Annotated in this window: 12 protein-coding genes; 7 read left to right on the plus strand and 5 right to left on the minus strand. The window is 67.6% G+C overall.

What is annotated here, in order from left to right; all coding sequences use genetic code 11:
• Nucleotides 1-184: 184 nt before the first annotated feature.
• Nucleotides 185-1111, plus strand: coding sequence for a DUF808 domain-containing protein (locus KXV01_RS04825; RefSeq protein ID WP_049415507.1), 927 nt, complete (start codon nt 185-187; stop codon nt 1109-1111).
• Nucleotides 1112-1206: 95 nt separating this feature from the next.
• On the opposite strand, the gene KXV01_RS04830 is transcribed toward KXV01_RS04825, so the two are convergent.
• Entirely contained in the window at nt 1207-2745 is a 1539-nt protein-coding gene (locus KXV01_RS04830) for a GGDEF domain-containing protein (RefSeq protein WP_049415504.1), read from the minus strand.
• 105 nt (nt 2746-2850) lie between these two features.
• Here KXV01_RS04830 and KXV01_RS04835 point away from each other — a divergent pair, with 105 nt between their 5' ends.
• From KXV01_RS04835 to KXV01_RS04845, 3 genes are all read left to right on the plus strand, one after another.
• Nucleotides 2851-3486: an NAD-dependent dehydratase gene (locus tag KXV01_RS04835; RefSeq protein WP_049438319.1), complete on the plus strand. Its 636-nt coding sequence runs from the start codon at nt 2851-2853 to the stop codon at nt 3484-3486.
• Nucleotides 3486-4193, plus strand: a complete 708-nt coding sequence (locus KXV01_RS04840; protein ID WP_262223058.1) for a YafY family protein — start codon at nt 3486-3488, stop codon at nt 4191-4193. Before KXV01_RS04835 ends, KXV01_RS04840 begins: the two co-directional genes overlap by 1 nt.
• 117 nt (nt 4194-4310) lie before the next feature.
• On the plus strand, nt 4311-4697 hold the full coding sequence (locus tag KXV01_RS04845; protein WP_111097100.1) for a VOC family protein: 387 nt from the start codon (nt 4311-4313) through the stop codon (nt 4695-4697).
• Nucleotides 4698-4867: 170 nt separating this feature from the next.
• On the opposite strand, the gene KXV01_RS04850 is transcribed toward KXV01_RS04845, so the two are convergent.
• Genes KXV01_RS04850 through pdhA form a run of 4 tightly spaced genes read right to left on the minus strand, consistent with a single transcriptional unit; the run spans nt 4868 to nt 8759 of the window.
• Nucleotides 4868-6265: a dihydrolipoamide acetyltransferase family protein gene (locus tag KXV01_RS04850; protein WP_111097164.1), complete on the minus strand. Its 1398-nt coding sequence runs from the start codon at nt 6263-6265 to the stop codon at nt 4868-4870.
• Nucleotides 6262-6615 carry an SH3 domain-containing protein gene (locus KXV01_RS04855; protein ID WP_005411349.1) on the minus strand — a complete coding sequence of 118 codons (354 nt, stop codon included), beginning with the start codon at nt 6613-6615 and terminating at the stop codon, nt 6262-6264. Before KXV01_RS04855 ends, KXV01_RS04850 begins: the two co-directional genes overlap by 4 nt.
• A 1-nt stretch (nt 6616) precedes the next feature.
• Nucleotides 6617-7684, minus strand: a complete 1068-nt coding sequence (locus KXV01_RS04860; RefSeq protein ID WP_005419896.1) for an alpha-ketoacid dehydrogenase subunit beta — start codon at nt 7682-7684, stop codon at nt 6617-6619.
• Entirely contained in the window at nt 7677-8759 is a 1083-nt protein-coding gene (pdhA, locus tag KXV01_RS04865; RefSeq protein ID WP_099495315.1) for a pyruvate dehydrogenase (acetyl-transferring) E1 component subunit alpha, read from the minus strand. The genes KXV01_RS04860 and pdhA overlap by 8 nt, the downstream gene beginning before the upstream one ends.
• A 336-nt stretch (nt 8760-9095) precedes the next feature.
• On the opposite strand from pdhA, the gene KXV01_RS04870 reads away from it, so the two are divergent.
• The 3 genes from KXV01_RS04870 to KXV01_RS04880 all read left to right on the plus strand — a co-directional run bounded on the left by KXV01_RS04870 (nt 9096) and on the right by KXV01_RS04880 (nt 12277).
• On the plus strand, nt 9096-9971 hold the full coding sequence (locus KXV01_RS04870) for a tryptophan 2,3-dioxygenase family protein (protein WP_049415479.1): 876 nt from the start codon (nt 9096-9098) through the stop codon (nt 9969-9971).
• A gap of 181 nt (nt 9972-10152) precedes the next feature.
• A complete protein-coding gene (locus KXV01_RS04875; protein ID WP_005411345.1) occupies nt 10153-11652 on the plus strand; it encodes an oligopeptide:H+ symporter in 1500 nt (499 codons plus the stop codon).
• Nucleotides 11653-11671: 19 nt separating this feature from the next.
• On the plus strand, nt 11672-12277 hold the full coding sequence (locus KXV01_RS04880) for a thioredoxin family protein (protein ID WP_049415478.1): 606 nt from the start codon (nt 11672-11674) through the stop codon (nt 12275-12277).
• Nucleotides 12278-12345: the final 68 nt, after the last annotated feature.

A 12345-nucleotide genomic window follows, 5' to 3' on the forward strand; every position in this document is an offset into this window, starting at 1 on the left:
GGCGGTGGGCGGATTGCTCAAGCGGAACTCCCATGCGACGAAGACAGGTAGCGCCGGCCGCTGGCCGGCAATGTCCGGATTCGGCAGTGTCGCCGGGGGGCGGTGGTCACGCAGTGAACCCGACGTCTTCCGCAGTCCACACCGGATCGGTCAGAATCCGCCCATTCCCTTACCTGGATGCCCCATGGCCGGTGCCAGCCTGTTCGCCCTGCTCGACGATATCGCCTCCCTCCTCGACGATGTCTCGGTCCTGACCAAGGTCGCAGCGAAGAAGACCGCCGGTGTGCTGGGCGACGACCTGGCGCTGAACGCGCAGCAGGTGACCGGAGTCAACGCCAACCGTGAACTGCCGGTGGTGTGGGCGGTGGCCAAGGGCTCGCTGGTCAACAAGGTGATCCTGGTACCGGCAGCACTGGCGATCAGCGCGCTGGAGGCCTGGCTGCACAGCCGCGGCTGGAACGTGCCGCTGATCGTGCCGCTGATGATGATCGGTGGTGCCTTCCTCTGTTTTGAAGGCGTGGAGAAGCTGGCGCATCGCTTCCTTCATTCCTCCGACGACGATGCCGAGCGCCAGGCCGAACGCCGCAAGGCACTGGCCGATACCCAGGTGGACATGGTGGCGTGGGAGAAGGACAAGGTAAAAGGCGCGATCCGCACCGACTTCATCCTTTCGGCCGAGATCATCGTGCTCACCCTGGGCGTGGTCGCCACTGCGCCGTTCACCAACCAGATCCTCACGCTGAGCGTGGTCGCGCTGGCGATGACCGTGTTCGTCTATGGGCTGGTAGCGGGCATCGTCAAGCTCGATGACGTCGGGCTGTACCTGTCGCGCAAGGGCGGTGCCATTGCAGCCTTCGGTCGTGGGCTGGTGGCCTCGGCACCGTGGCTGATGAAGTTCCTGTCGGTGGCCGGCACCATTGCCATGTTCCTGGTCGGCGGCGGCATCCTGGTGCACAACGTGCCGGCGCTGCACCACGCGGTGCAGGCGCTGGGCGGCGAAGGGCAATGGGGCTGGCTGGTGAGCGCGGTAGGCAACATGGTGGTCGGCATCATCGCCGGCGCCATCGTGCTGGCAGCGGTGACCGGGTTCCAGAAACTGCGCGGGAAGTGATCTGTAGAGCCGAGCCAACGCTCGGCTGCTCTACGGCGCTGCGCGCCGCCGCCCGAGCATGGGCTCGGGCGCTACAGCGTCTGCACGCTGGATCATCAGCCCGCCTGCACGCGGTTCTTGCCCTGCCGCTTGGCGGCATACAGCGCGTCATCGGCGCGCCGCAGCAGGGCTTCGGTATCGTCACCGGGCTGCCACTGCGCCAGCCCGGCGCTGAAATGCACCGGCACGCGCTGGTCCTGCACGGTCAGCACGCGATGGGCCAGCGAGCGCTGCAGGCGCTGCACCGTGGCCATGCTGTCGGCGCCCTGGGCTTCCGGCAGCACCAGCACGAACTCGTCGCCGCCCAGCCGTGCGATGCCGTCGGTCGCGCGCAGCAGCAGCTTGCACACGGACACCAGGTGCTGCAGCAGCGCATCGCCGCCGGCATGCCCGTGCGTGTCGTTAGTCAGGTGGAAATCATCCAGGTCGATCACGGCCACGCCCAGCGGTGAGTTGTTGCGTGCGGCACGGGCCAGCTCGCGCTCCAGCAGTTCGTCCAGGCCACGGCGGTTCAGCGCCTGGGTCAGTGGATCGATGCGGGCCAGGTCACCGGCGGCGCGCAGTTCCTGCTCCAGCTCGGCAATGCGCTGCTCTGCGCGCTCCACTTCCTGCCGCGCATTTGCCAGGTGATCGCGGGCCTGTGCGGCCTGCTGCTGCACTTTGCCGGTATCGCGCATCACGTCCTGCAGCAGCTGGTTGAGGTCGGCGATGCTGCGCGCCTCGCGCAGCTGCAATGCGTAGCTGCCAATGCGGTCGTGATACTCGCCGGTGCTGGTGGCCATGCCGTCCATGCGCTCGATGAACTCGCCCATCAGCCCACGCATCGCCGCCTTCGAATCGTCGATGCCCTGGCGCAGCAGGCCCTGCTTGTAGATCACTTCGCGCAGTTCGGCCCGGGTGCGCTCGACCGCTTCCGCTTCCAACGGACCGTCCAGCAACTGGCGCACCGCCGCGATCTGGCCCTGCAGCCAGCTGCGGTCATCCAGCAGCTCGCTGACGTTCTCCAGCAGCAGCGCGAACAGCTCCAGCAGCAGCGCCTGCTGCTCCTGCCAGCTTTCGGCACGTACGCCGACCTGGTGGCCAAGTTCGCGCACGCCCTGTTCGATCGGTTCCAGGGCCGTGCCCGGCTGCCATTGGCGCAGGCGCAGGGCCAGCGCCTGCGCTTGCTCGCGCAGGTCCGGGTCATGCTGCAGCAGGGCGACCACCGCACCGCCCAGCAGCAGCCGCAGCTGCTCGGACAGGCGCAGGCTTTCCGGCTGCCCATCCGGCGAATGCTGCTCGATGGTGCGGATATACTTGTCGATCAGCTGCCGCATCGCGCGCCCATAGCGCGGCCAATCGGCGCTGGCCTGTGCGGACTGCAGGCGGTCGCCCATGTCGCCCAGTTCGCCGGGCAGGGTGGCCATGCCGTTGGCGAACGCCGCCAGCAGCGGTTCCGGCGCGTCGGCGCCTGCGAACAGCTGCTGCAGCGCCGCGCCACCGCCGCCCTGCAGCACCACGCGGTCACCCCGCCCATCGTCCACCACCGCGCGCACGCGTGCCGGCGGCCCAAGGGCGGTACCGGGGGCAGGGCGGTGGTCGGGCTGGTCCGTCATGGAGCGAATCCTGGGGCTGGCAGGGACTGGTTCCAGCATATCGGCGCGGCCGCCGAGGGCTTGAACGGCTAGGATGGGCGACAGGATGCCGCACTGGAGGTGGTGATGCGCGTGATGTTGCTGGGGGCGACCGGCCTGGTCGGTGGGCTGACCCTGCGCAGGCTGCTGGACGACCCGCGCTGTGGCGCCGTGGTTGCCCCGACCCGCCGCCCGCTGGCGTTGACTCACGGGAAGCTGGAGAACCCGGTGCTGGCCTTCGACGCGTTGCCTGCCTCGCCCGAATGGGCGCGCGTGGACGCGATCATCTGCGCGCTGGGCAGCACCATGGCCCAGGCCGGCAGCCGCGAGGCCTTCCATCGCATCGATCATGACTACCCGCTGGCGTTCGCACGCCTGGCAAAAGCACAGGAGGCGCAGACCTATGTGCTGAATTCCGCAGCCGGCGCCAACCCACAGTCGTCGATCTTCTACAGCCGGGTGAAGGGCGAGCTGGAGCGTGATCTGCGTGCGCTGGGCTTCAATTCGTTGACCCTGGTCCGCCCAGGACTGATCGGTGGCGAGCGCAACGAGGTTCGCCGCGGCGAACGCCTGGCACTGACGGTGCTGGGTGCACTGGGGCCGGTGTTGCCACGGGCATGGCGGATCAACCCGGCCAGCGAAATTGCCAGGGCGCTGGTCGAGGCTGCGCTGGCCCCGCAGCCGGGCGAGCACGTGGTGGCATCGCGCGCGCTGGTCGGCTGATGTCGCGAGCGCTGCGCCTGACCCAGCTGCTGCAGCTGCTGCGCCGTCATCGACGGCCGGTCGCGGGGCAGGCGTTGGCCGATGCGCTGGGTATCAGCCTGCGCACGCTGTACCGCGATATCGAGACTCTGCGCGAGCAGGGCGCTGACCTGCGTGGCGAGGCCGGCGTCGGTTACCAACTGGCACCCGGCGATACCCTGCCGCCGATGACCCTGCCACCGGCCGAGATCGACGCGCTGGTGCTGGGCCTGCGCTGGGTCGCGGCGCGCACCGAACCCGCGCTGGCCGAAGCTGCTCGTGATGCCCTGGCGCGTATCGCCCATGTGTTGCCAGCGGCACGCCGCGAGGCATTGCGTGACAGTGGCCTGCGCGTTGGCCCTTCGCGCGCGGGGAGCAAGGTTCCCCCCGCGCGTCTGCAGGTCGTGCGTGAGGCTGTGGGGTCACAGCAGCGCCTGAAGTTCGGCTACGAGGATGCGCAAGGCCGGCGCAGTGAGCGCATTGTCTGGCCGTTCGCGCTGGGCTACTTCGATGAGGTGCCGATGCTGGCGGCGTGGTGCGAGAGCCGCGAGGATTTCCGCCATTTCCGGCTCGATCGCATCCGCCAGGTACGCGCGCTGGAGGACCGCTACCGCGTGCCGCGCGCCACGCTGCTGCGGCGCTGGCAGAAGGCCCAGGGCATCGCGCCGGACTGGCTGGACCGCTCATAACCACAGCAACAGCCGAGAGCGGGGGGTAGAGTCGACTCTACCGGCAGTCCCCTCTACTGACAGAATGTGTCAGCAGGCCCATACCACCATGAACGCTCCCAACAACGGAGCTTCCCCATGTTCACGCCCAGCACCCTGCTGCAGTACGTGCGCGACGTCGCCGCCAGCGCCACCTTCTACAGCGGCATCCTCGGCAAACCGCCGGTCGAGCAGTCTCCTGGCTTCGCCCTGTTCCTGCTCGGCGGTGGCGCCGCACTGGGCCTGTGGCAGCGCGACGGCGTGCAGCCGCCGGTGTCCGCGCAGGCCGGTGCCGCAGAACTGGCGATGGTCGTCGCCAACCCCGACGTCGTGCAGCAGATGCACGATGCGTGGCGCGCGCTGGGCGTGCAGATCCTGCAGGCACCGGTGACACTGGAGTTCGGCCATACCTTCGTCGGGGTCGATCCTGATGGCCACCGCCTGCGTGTGTACAGCCGCGCCGACGGCTTGGTCGCTCGCGATTGATGACAGGCGATCTGTAGAGCCGAGCCCATGCTCGGCTTGCTTCCTGCCTTCATCCACGCATGGCGTGGATCTACCGGAAAGCAGCCGAGCATGGGCTCGGCTCTACAGTAGAGCGGCACAAAAAAACGCCGGGCATTGCCCGGCGTTTCTTGTGTTTCAGAGGGGGCCGATCAGCTGGCCAGCGCCAGGTCGTCCATCATCGCGCGCAGGAAGCGGGCGGCTTCACCGCCGGTGGCTGCGCGGTGGTCGAAGGTGACCGACAGCGGGATCACCTTGTGCGCTTCCACGCCGCCCATCACCGGGGTCATCTGGTGGCGGGCACGGCCGGCACCGACGATGGCCACGCACGGCGGCACCACGACCGGAGTCGCGTAGCGGCCGGCAAACATGCCGAAGTTGGACAGCGAGATGGTGTAGCCACTCAGTTCCGACGCCGCGATCGAACGCGATTCCACCTGCTCGCGCAGGCGGTTGACGCCTTCGCGGATGCCGCGTGCGTCGAGCATGTCAGCATTGCGCAGGGCCGGCACGAACAGGCCGTCGTCGGTGTCCACGGCGATGCCGATGTCCACCTGCGCGTGCAGGGTGCGGGTCAGTGCTTCACCGTCGAACCAGGCATTCATCGCCGGTACCTTCTGCGCGGCGACCACGATGGCGCGCACCAGGCGGGCGGTGACGTCGTTGCCCGGCAGCCAGGCGTGGATGTCGGCGTCGTCGTTCAGCGTGGTCGGCACGACCTTGCTGTGCGCATCGGCCATCACGCGGGCCATGTTGCGGCGCACGCCCTTCAGCGGTTCCGGCTGGCCCTTGGCGACCACGCCCGGCGGCTGGGTGCGCATCGGCTTGCCGGCCGCAGACAGCGGGGTGCGGGCTTCGCTCTGCACCGGGGCAGACACCTGCGCCGGGGCGGGCGCGGCATACGCGGCGGCAGCGACCGGTGCCGGAGCGGCGCCGAGCTTGGCGCTGCCGTTGGCGGCGGCCTGCTTGACGTCGGCCATGGTGACCGCGCCATCGCTGCCGGTGGCAGGCACGCGGCTCAGGTCCACGCCCAGCTTGCGCGCCATCGCACGCACGGCCGGCACGGCCTTGACGCCACCGACGGCCAGCGCCTGTTCGGCGTGCACGGCGTTGGAGCTCTGCATGGCGCCGACCACGGTACCGGCATCATCGCGCTCGGCAGCGGCGGGCTTGGCGTCCTCGGCGGCAACCGGAGCGGCCGCAGCCGGCAGCGGCGGCGGGGTCGGTGCGGCAGCCGGCGCCGCCGGTGCGGCGTGACCATGGCTGTGGCCGGTGTCCTGGCCATCAGCGCGCTGCGGCAGGTTCGGGTCCAGCTCGAAGCTGGCCAGTACCGAGCCGGTCGGGATGATGTCGCCGGCTTCGCCGGACAGCTTCAGCACCTTGCCGGAGAACGGCGAGGGCACTTCCACCACGGCCTTGGCGGTCTCCATCGAGACCAGCGGCTCGTCCAGCTTGATCACATCGCCTTCCTTGACGAACCACTCGACGATGGTCGCGTCCGGCAGGCCTTCGCCCAGGTCGGGCAGGTTGAAGTTCTTGGTCTGGCTCATTTGCAGTTCTCTTCCAGCAGTTCCAGTTCGCGGGCCGGCAGCCAACCCGTCGCGCCATTGGCGCGCTCGGACCACCACCACCCGCCGTGTTCGTGATGAAGCTTCACCATCTCGCCGCTTTCCACATCCAGCTCGCGGGCGTCGTAGTCGCACAGGGCTTCGGCGCGACCCTCGTCCAGCAGCTGCAACCAGGCGATGGGCGCCCATCCAGCGCGCCCATCGTTGGTGCGTACCCAGGCAAACGCCGGCCATTCCTCGTCACGGACACCTACTTCGACGATCTGGCCGGTGTGGAACCGGAGCGGGTTGGGATACTGGCTGCGGTAAGCCCCCAGAAGGCGGGCCCGCATGTCAGCCGGCCGCCACCGCGCGCTTGGCCGCCGCCACGATCCGCTCAACGCTCGGCAGGTACTTCATTTCCAGGCGGAACAGCGGAATGTGGGTGTCGTAGCCGGTCACGCGCTCGACCGGGGCCAGCAGGTCGTAGATCGATTCCTCGGCCAGGCGCGCGGCGATCTCGGCGCCGAAGCCCGCGGTCTTCGGGGCCTCCTGCACGATAACGCAGCGGCCGGTCTTGGCCACCGATTCGGCGATGGTGGCGAAGTCCAGCGGGCGCAGCGTGGCCACGTCGATGACTTCGGCGCTGATGCCTTCGCCGGCCAGCTTGTCGGCCGCTTCCAGCGCTTCCTTCACCTGCGCGCCCCAGGTCACCAGGGTCACGTCGGTGCCGTCGCGCAGCACGAAGCAGACGTCCAGCGGCAAGGCTTCGCCGTCGTTGACGACCACTTCCTTGTACTGGCGGTAGATGCGCTTGGGCTCCATGTAGATCACCGGATCCGGCTCGCGGATCGCGGCCAGCAGCAGGCCGTAGGCACGCTGCGGCGACGACGGCAGCACCACGCGCAGGCCCGGCACGTTGGTGAAGATCGCCTCGTTGGCTTCGCTGTGGTGTTCCGGCGCGCGGATGCCACCGCCCCACGGCACGCGCAGCACCATCGGGCAGTGCAGGCGGCCACGCGTGCGGTAACGCAGGCGTGCGGCGTGGCAGACGATATGGTCGACCATCGGGTACATGAAGCCATCGAACTGGGCTTCGGCCACCGGCTTCATGCCCTGAGCGGCCAGGCCGATGGTCAGGCCGGCGATGGTGGTTTCGTCCAGCGGGGTGTCGAGGATGCGGTCCGAGCCGAAGCGCTGCTGCAGGCCGGCAGTGGCGCGGAACACGCCGCCGTTGACGCCCACGTCTTCGCCCAGCACCAGCACCGACGGATCGTGTTCCAGCTCCCAGGCCAGCGCCTGGGTGATGGCTTCGATGAGGGTGATCGGGGTGGTGGTCATGCTGTCATCTCCGCGCGCGACCGCAGCGCTGTCGGCGGCGTTGGTGTGCGCGCCGGGCGCGCCGTTCTTGATCTCATCCATGGCGCTTCTCCAGGGCGATCGCCTGGGCACGCTGGGCCAGCAGGTCCGGCGGCGGATCGGCATACAGGAAGTCGAACATCGCCTCGACCGGCTGCACCGGCGTGTTGAGGTACAGGTTCACTTCCTCGTCCACGCGCGCACCGCACTCGGCGACCCAAGCGGTTTCCTCCTGTTCGCTCCACACACCGGCGTTGATCAGGTACTTGCGCAGGCGCAGCATCGGCTCGCGCTGCCAGGCATCCTTCACTTCGGCGTCGTCGCGGTAGCGGCGCGCGTCATCGGCGGTGGTGTGGTCGGACAGGCGGTAGGTCATCAGTTCCAGCACGGTGCCACCGTCGCCGGCCAGCGCACGTTCGCGCGCCTGTTCCATTGCCGCCAGCACCGCGATCAGGTCGTTGCCGTCCACCTGCAGGCAGTGCAGGCCGCCCGCCAGGCCCTTCTGCGCCAGCGTTTCGGCACCGGTCTGGGCCGAACGCGGCACCGAGATGGCCCAGCCGTTGTTGACGATGCACAGGATCAGCGGGAGCTTGTAGGCGCCGGCCGAATTCAATGCCGCGTAGAAGTCGGTCTTGGAGCTGCCGCCATCGCCACACACGGCCACCGCGATCTGCGGTTCCTTGTTGAGCTTGAACTTCAGCGCGGCACCGGCGGCATGCAGGCACTGGGTGGAAATCGGCACGCAGAACGGGAAGTCCTTGGCCGCGTTGCCGCCGTAATCATTGCCGCGTTCGTCGCCGCCCCAGTACATCAGCACGTCGTGCGGGCGCACGCCACGCATGAACATCGCGCCATACTCGCGGTACGAAGGCGCGAACACGTCGTCCTTCTGCATCGCAGCGCCGATACCCACGTGCGCGGCTTCATGGCCCAGGCAGGCGGCATAGGTGCCGAGCTTGCCGGTGCGCTGCAGCGCGATGGATTTGCTGTCGAACGTGCGTACGAACAGCATCTGCTTGAACAGCGGTACCAGGACCTTGGGGTCGCGCAGCGACGCGGGCAGGTCATCGCGGACGAGCGTGCCGTCCGTGTCCAGGTACTGCAGGTATTCGATCTTGAATTCAGCGGCAACCGTCATTGCGTACTGCACCTTCGACAGAGAAGTTACAAATGATATGAATCGCCATGTTAAGGAACGCGTACGGAATAGCCTTCCTGCGCCGCAACACGGAGATTCCCCGTTTTACCCCTGCCGGCGGGTGGGGGGCCAATAACAACAACGTATTCAGTCGTTGCTGCAAAGCATCAGAATACGCCTCTGGCTGACCGCCAGTACAACGGCCTGGACGGTTCCACGCGCAGGCCCGGGATCGGCCGATGCTCCACGGCCAACCGCACGCCCGGGGATGGAACCCGGCGGCTGCCAGCGCGGCGGCAACGCGCTACCCTTGCCGCCCCCGATCTGGTCCCGCCCATGTCCGTCGACAACAACCAACGCGATCTCGAAGCCGGCATCCACACCGACCTGCAGGGCCGCCTGACCTATGGCGGTTACCTGCGGCTGGACCAGCTGCTCAGCGCGCAGCAGCCGCTGTCCAACCCGCCGCATCATGACGAGATGCTCTTCATCATCCAGCACCAGACCTCGGAGCTGTGGCTGAAGCTGCTGGGCCACGAACTGCGTGCCGCGATCGGCTTCCTGCAGCGCGATGAAGTCTGGCAGTGCCGCAAGGTGCTGGCGCGCAGCAAGCAGGTGCTGCGCCAGCTGACCGAGCAGTGGTCGGTGCTGGAAACGCTGACCCCGTCCGAATACATGGGCTTCCGCGACGTGCTGGGCCCGTCTTCGGGCTTCCAGTCGCTGCAGTACCGCTACATCGAGTTCCTGCTGGGCAACAAGAACGCGCAGATGCTGCAGGTGTTCGAGCATGACCCGGCCGGGCAGGCGCAGCTGCGCACCGTGCTGGAGGCGCCGAGCCTGTACGAGGAATTCCTGAAGTACCTGGCCCGCTTCGGCCATGCTGTCCCGGCGGTCTACGAGGCCCATGACTGGACCCAGCCGCACGTGGCCGACGACGCACTGCAGCCGGTGTTCGAGCGCATCTACCAGGACACCGACCGCTACTGGCGCGAGTACGCGCTGTGCGAGGACCTGGTGGATCTGGAGACGGCCTTCCAGCTGTGGCGATTCCGGCACATGCGCACCGTGATGCGGGTGATCGGCTTCAAGCGCGGCACCGGCGGCTCGTCCGGCGTGGGCTTCCTGGCCAAGGCGCTGGAACTGACCTTCTTCCCCGAACTGTTCCAGGTGCGCACCAGCCTGCAGGCCGCGCCCCCGGCAGAACTGGGCTGACCCCCATTCAGCTTGGACCCCGGCCATTGGCTGGATCGTTTCAGATGCAAGTTCAGCGAGCAGGACGGCACCTGCCTCAAACGGCGTGTATTTGACGTGAACGCCACAAGTCGGTGATCCTCGCGCGTTGCTCCAACTGCACAGCGGACGTGCTCGTCATCCACCGAACCAGGAAATCCGCATGAGCGTAAACGCCACTGCGAACACCCCAGAGCCGGCGCTGCCGGACTTCAAGACCACGCTGGGCCACCCGCGCCCGTTGTGGATGCTTTTCATGACCGAGTTCTGGGAGCGCTTTGCGTTCTATGGCATCCGCTGGGCCTTGGTGCTGTACATCGTTGCCCAGTTCTACAACGGCAGCGCTGCCGGTGAAGGCGACGCCAGCCGCATCTATGGCGCCTACCTGGCCCTGGTGTACGCCGCGGCGATCTTCGGTGGCTACGTGGCCGACCGGGTGCTGGGCTACCAGCGCTCGATCCTGACCGGCGCGATCATCATGGCCGCTGGCCTGTTCATGATCTCGCTGCCGCAGGAGCACATCTTCAAGCTCGGCCTGGCCACGATCATCGTCGGCAACGGCCTGTTCAAGCCCAACATCTCGACCATGGTCGGCAAGCTGTACGGCCTGAAGGACGAGCGCCGCGACTCGGGCTTCACCATCTTCTACATGGGCATCAACATCGGCGCGATGATCGCCCCGGTGCTGACCGAGTACCTGGCCCGCAAGGTGTTCGGTACCGATGCGATGCCGTCCTACAAGGTCGTGTTCATCGCTTCGGGCGTGGGCATGCTGATCTCGCTGGTGTGGTTCTACATCGGTCGCGCCGGCCTGAAGGGCATCGGCGCACCGCCGGCCGGCGCTGAAGGCTTCGGCCGCATCATCATGGTGCTGGCCGGTGCCGTGGTCGCCATCCCGGTGGCCTACTTCCTGCTGGCTACCGGCGCCACCGCGCTGGCCTGGATCCTGGGCGCGATGTTCACCGCGCTTGCCGTGCTGCTGCTGGTGGAGGGCATCCGCGAGGGCAAGGTGCAGCGCGACCGCGTGATCGCCATGCTGATCATCTTCGCCTTCAACGTGATGTTCTGGATGTTCTTCGAACAGGCCGGCAGCTCGTTCACCTTCCTGGCCGAGAACATCGTCAACCGCCAGTTCGGCGACTGGACGTTCCCGACCGCGTGGTTCCAGTCGGTCAACTCTGTGGCGATCATCACCCTGGCCCCGGTCATCGCCTGGATCTGGGTGGCCATGGGCCGCGCCAATCCGTCCATTCCGCGCAAGTTCGGCCTGGGCCTGCTGTTCAACGGCGCCGCCTTCGCCCTGCTGATGTTCGCCCTGTCGCAGATGGTCGTGGACGGCAAGATTCCGTTCTGGACCCTGTTCATGGTCTACGTCATCCAGTCGGTCGGTGAGCTGTGCCTGTCGCCGATCGGCCTGTCGATGGTGACCAAGCTGGCCCCGGTGCGCCTGGTCGGCTTCGGCATGGGTGGCTGGTTCCTGTCCACCGGCATCGGCAACAACCTGTCGGGCATCTTCGCTGGCGTGGTCAGTGGTGAAGGCGGCATGACGGTCGAGTCGGCCCTGAAGGGGTATACCTTCGGGTTCTGGGCCCTGATCGGCTCCGGCGTGGTGCTGTTCCTGATCGCCCCGCTGATCAACAAGCTGATGCACGGCGTCAAATGATGATGAGAGGGTAGAAGGCATGCGTAGCAGGCTCGGTACTGCGGTAGTGGTGATCTGTGCGGCGCTGATCGGCGCCTGTTCGCAACCGCAACCGCCTGCCACCGCCGAGCCCACGCAACCCCTGGATACCCGACCCACCGAGCCACCGGTCGCTGACCCCAGCGAACCGGTGGCCTCGGGCAACACCCCGGTGGCGGCAGACATTGCCGCCATCGCCGGGCTCGGCGCGCAGTTCGACCCGGCCCGCGACCCCGCCGATGACCTGGCCACCGCCAAGGTGGAAGCCCAGCGCGGCAAGAAGCGCATCCTGCTCGAGATCGGCAACGCCGCCTGTGAGCGCTGCCGGGCGCTGGACGAAATGGTCGAGGGCAACGGCGACCTGCGCCGCTTTCGCGACGCCCACTACGTGTGGGTGAAGGTCAACGCCAGCGACGAACAGCCCAACACCGCCTTCTTCGCCCAGTTCCCCGAAATGGAGCGCGACTATCCGCACCTGCTGGTACTGGACGCCGATGGCAGCCTGCTGGTGTCGCAGGCGACTGCTGAGCTGCGCAAGGGCGAAGCCTTCCAGCCTGCACGGGTGAGCGCGTTCCTCAAGCACTGGGCACCCGACAAACCGGAATAGGGGTAGTGCCGGCCGCTGGCCGGCATGCTCTGGTGGGTGCCGACCGCTGGCCGCCAACCCCGGTGGGT

Origin of the sequence: Stenotrophomonas sp. Ps181, from assembly GCF_025697425.1 — a bacterium.
Classification (GTDB): domain Bacteria; phylum Pseudomonadota; class Gammaproteobacteria; order Xanthomonadales; family Xanthomonadaceae; genus Stenotrophomonas; species Stenotrophomonas sepilia.

Excerpts from the sequence above, each read along its gene's own strand:
- KXV01_RS04825 (WP_049415507.1), top strand. The coding sequence starts at position 185 with ATGGCCGGTGCCAGCCTGTTCGCCCTGCTCGACGATATCGCCTCCCTC.
- KXV01_RS04830 (WP_049415504.1), bottom strand. The coding sequence starts at position 2,745 with ATGACGGACCAGCCCGACCACCGCCCTGCCCCCGGTACCGCCCTTGGG.
- KXV01_RS04835 (WP_049438319.1), top strand. The coding sequence starts at position 2,851 with ATGCGCGTGATGTTGCTGGGGGCGACCGGCCTGGTCGGTGGGCTGACC.
- KXV01_RS04840 (WP_262223058.1), top strand. The coding sequence starts at position 3,486 with ATGTCGCGAGCGCTGCGCCTGACCCAGCTGCTGCAGCTGCTGCGCCGT.
- KXV01_RS04845 (WP_111097100.1), top strand. The coding sequence starts at position 4,311 with ATGTTCACGCCCAGCACCCTGCTGCAGTACGTGCGCGACGTCGCCGCC.
- KXV01_RS04850 (WP_111097164.1), bottom strand. The coding sequence starts at position 6,265 with ATGAGCCAGACCAAGAACTTCAACCTGCCCGACCTGGGCGAAGGCCTG.
- KXV01_RS04855 (WP_005411349.1), bottom strand. The coding sequence starts at position 6,615 with ATGCGGGCCCGCCTTCTGGGGGCTTACCGCAGCCAGTATCCCAACCCG.
- KXV01_RS04860 (WP_005419896.1), bottom strand. The coding sequence starts at position 7,684 with ATGGATGAGATCAAGAACGGCGCGCCCGGCGCGCACACCAACGCCGCC.
- pdhA (WP_099495315.1), bottom strand. The coding sequence starts at position 8,759 with ATGACGGTTGCCGCTGAATTCAAGATCGAATACCTGCAGTACCTGGAC.
- KXV01_RS04870 (WP_049415479.1), top strand. The coding sequence starts at position 9,096 with ATGTCCGTCGACAACAACCAACGCGATCTCGAAGCCGGCATCCACACC.
- KXV01_RS04875 (WP_005411345.1), top strand. The coding sequence starts at position 10,153 with ATGAGCGTAAACGCCACTGCGAACACCCCAGAGCCGGCGCTGCCGGAC.
- KXV01_RS04880 (WP_049415478.1), top strand. The coding sequence starts at position 11,672 with ATGCGTAGCAGGCTCGGTACTGCGGTAGTGGTGATCTGTGCGGCGCTG.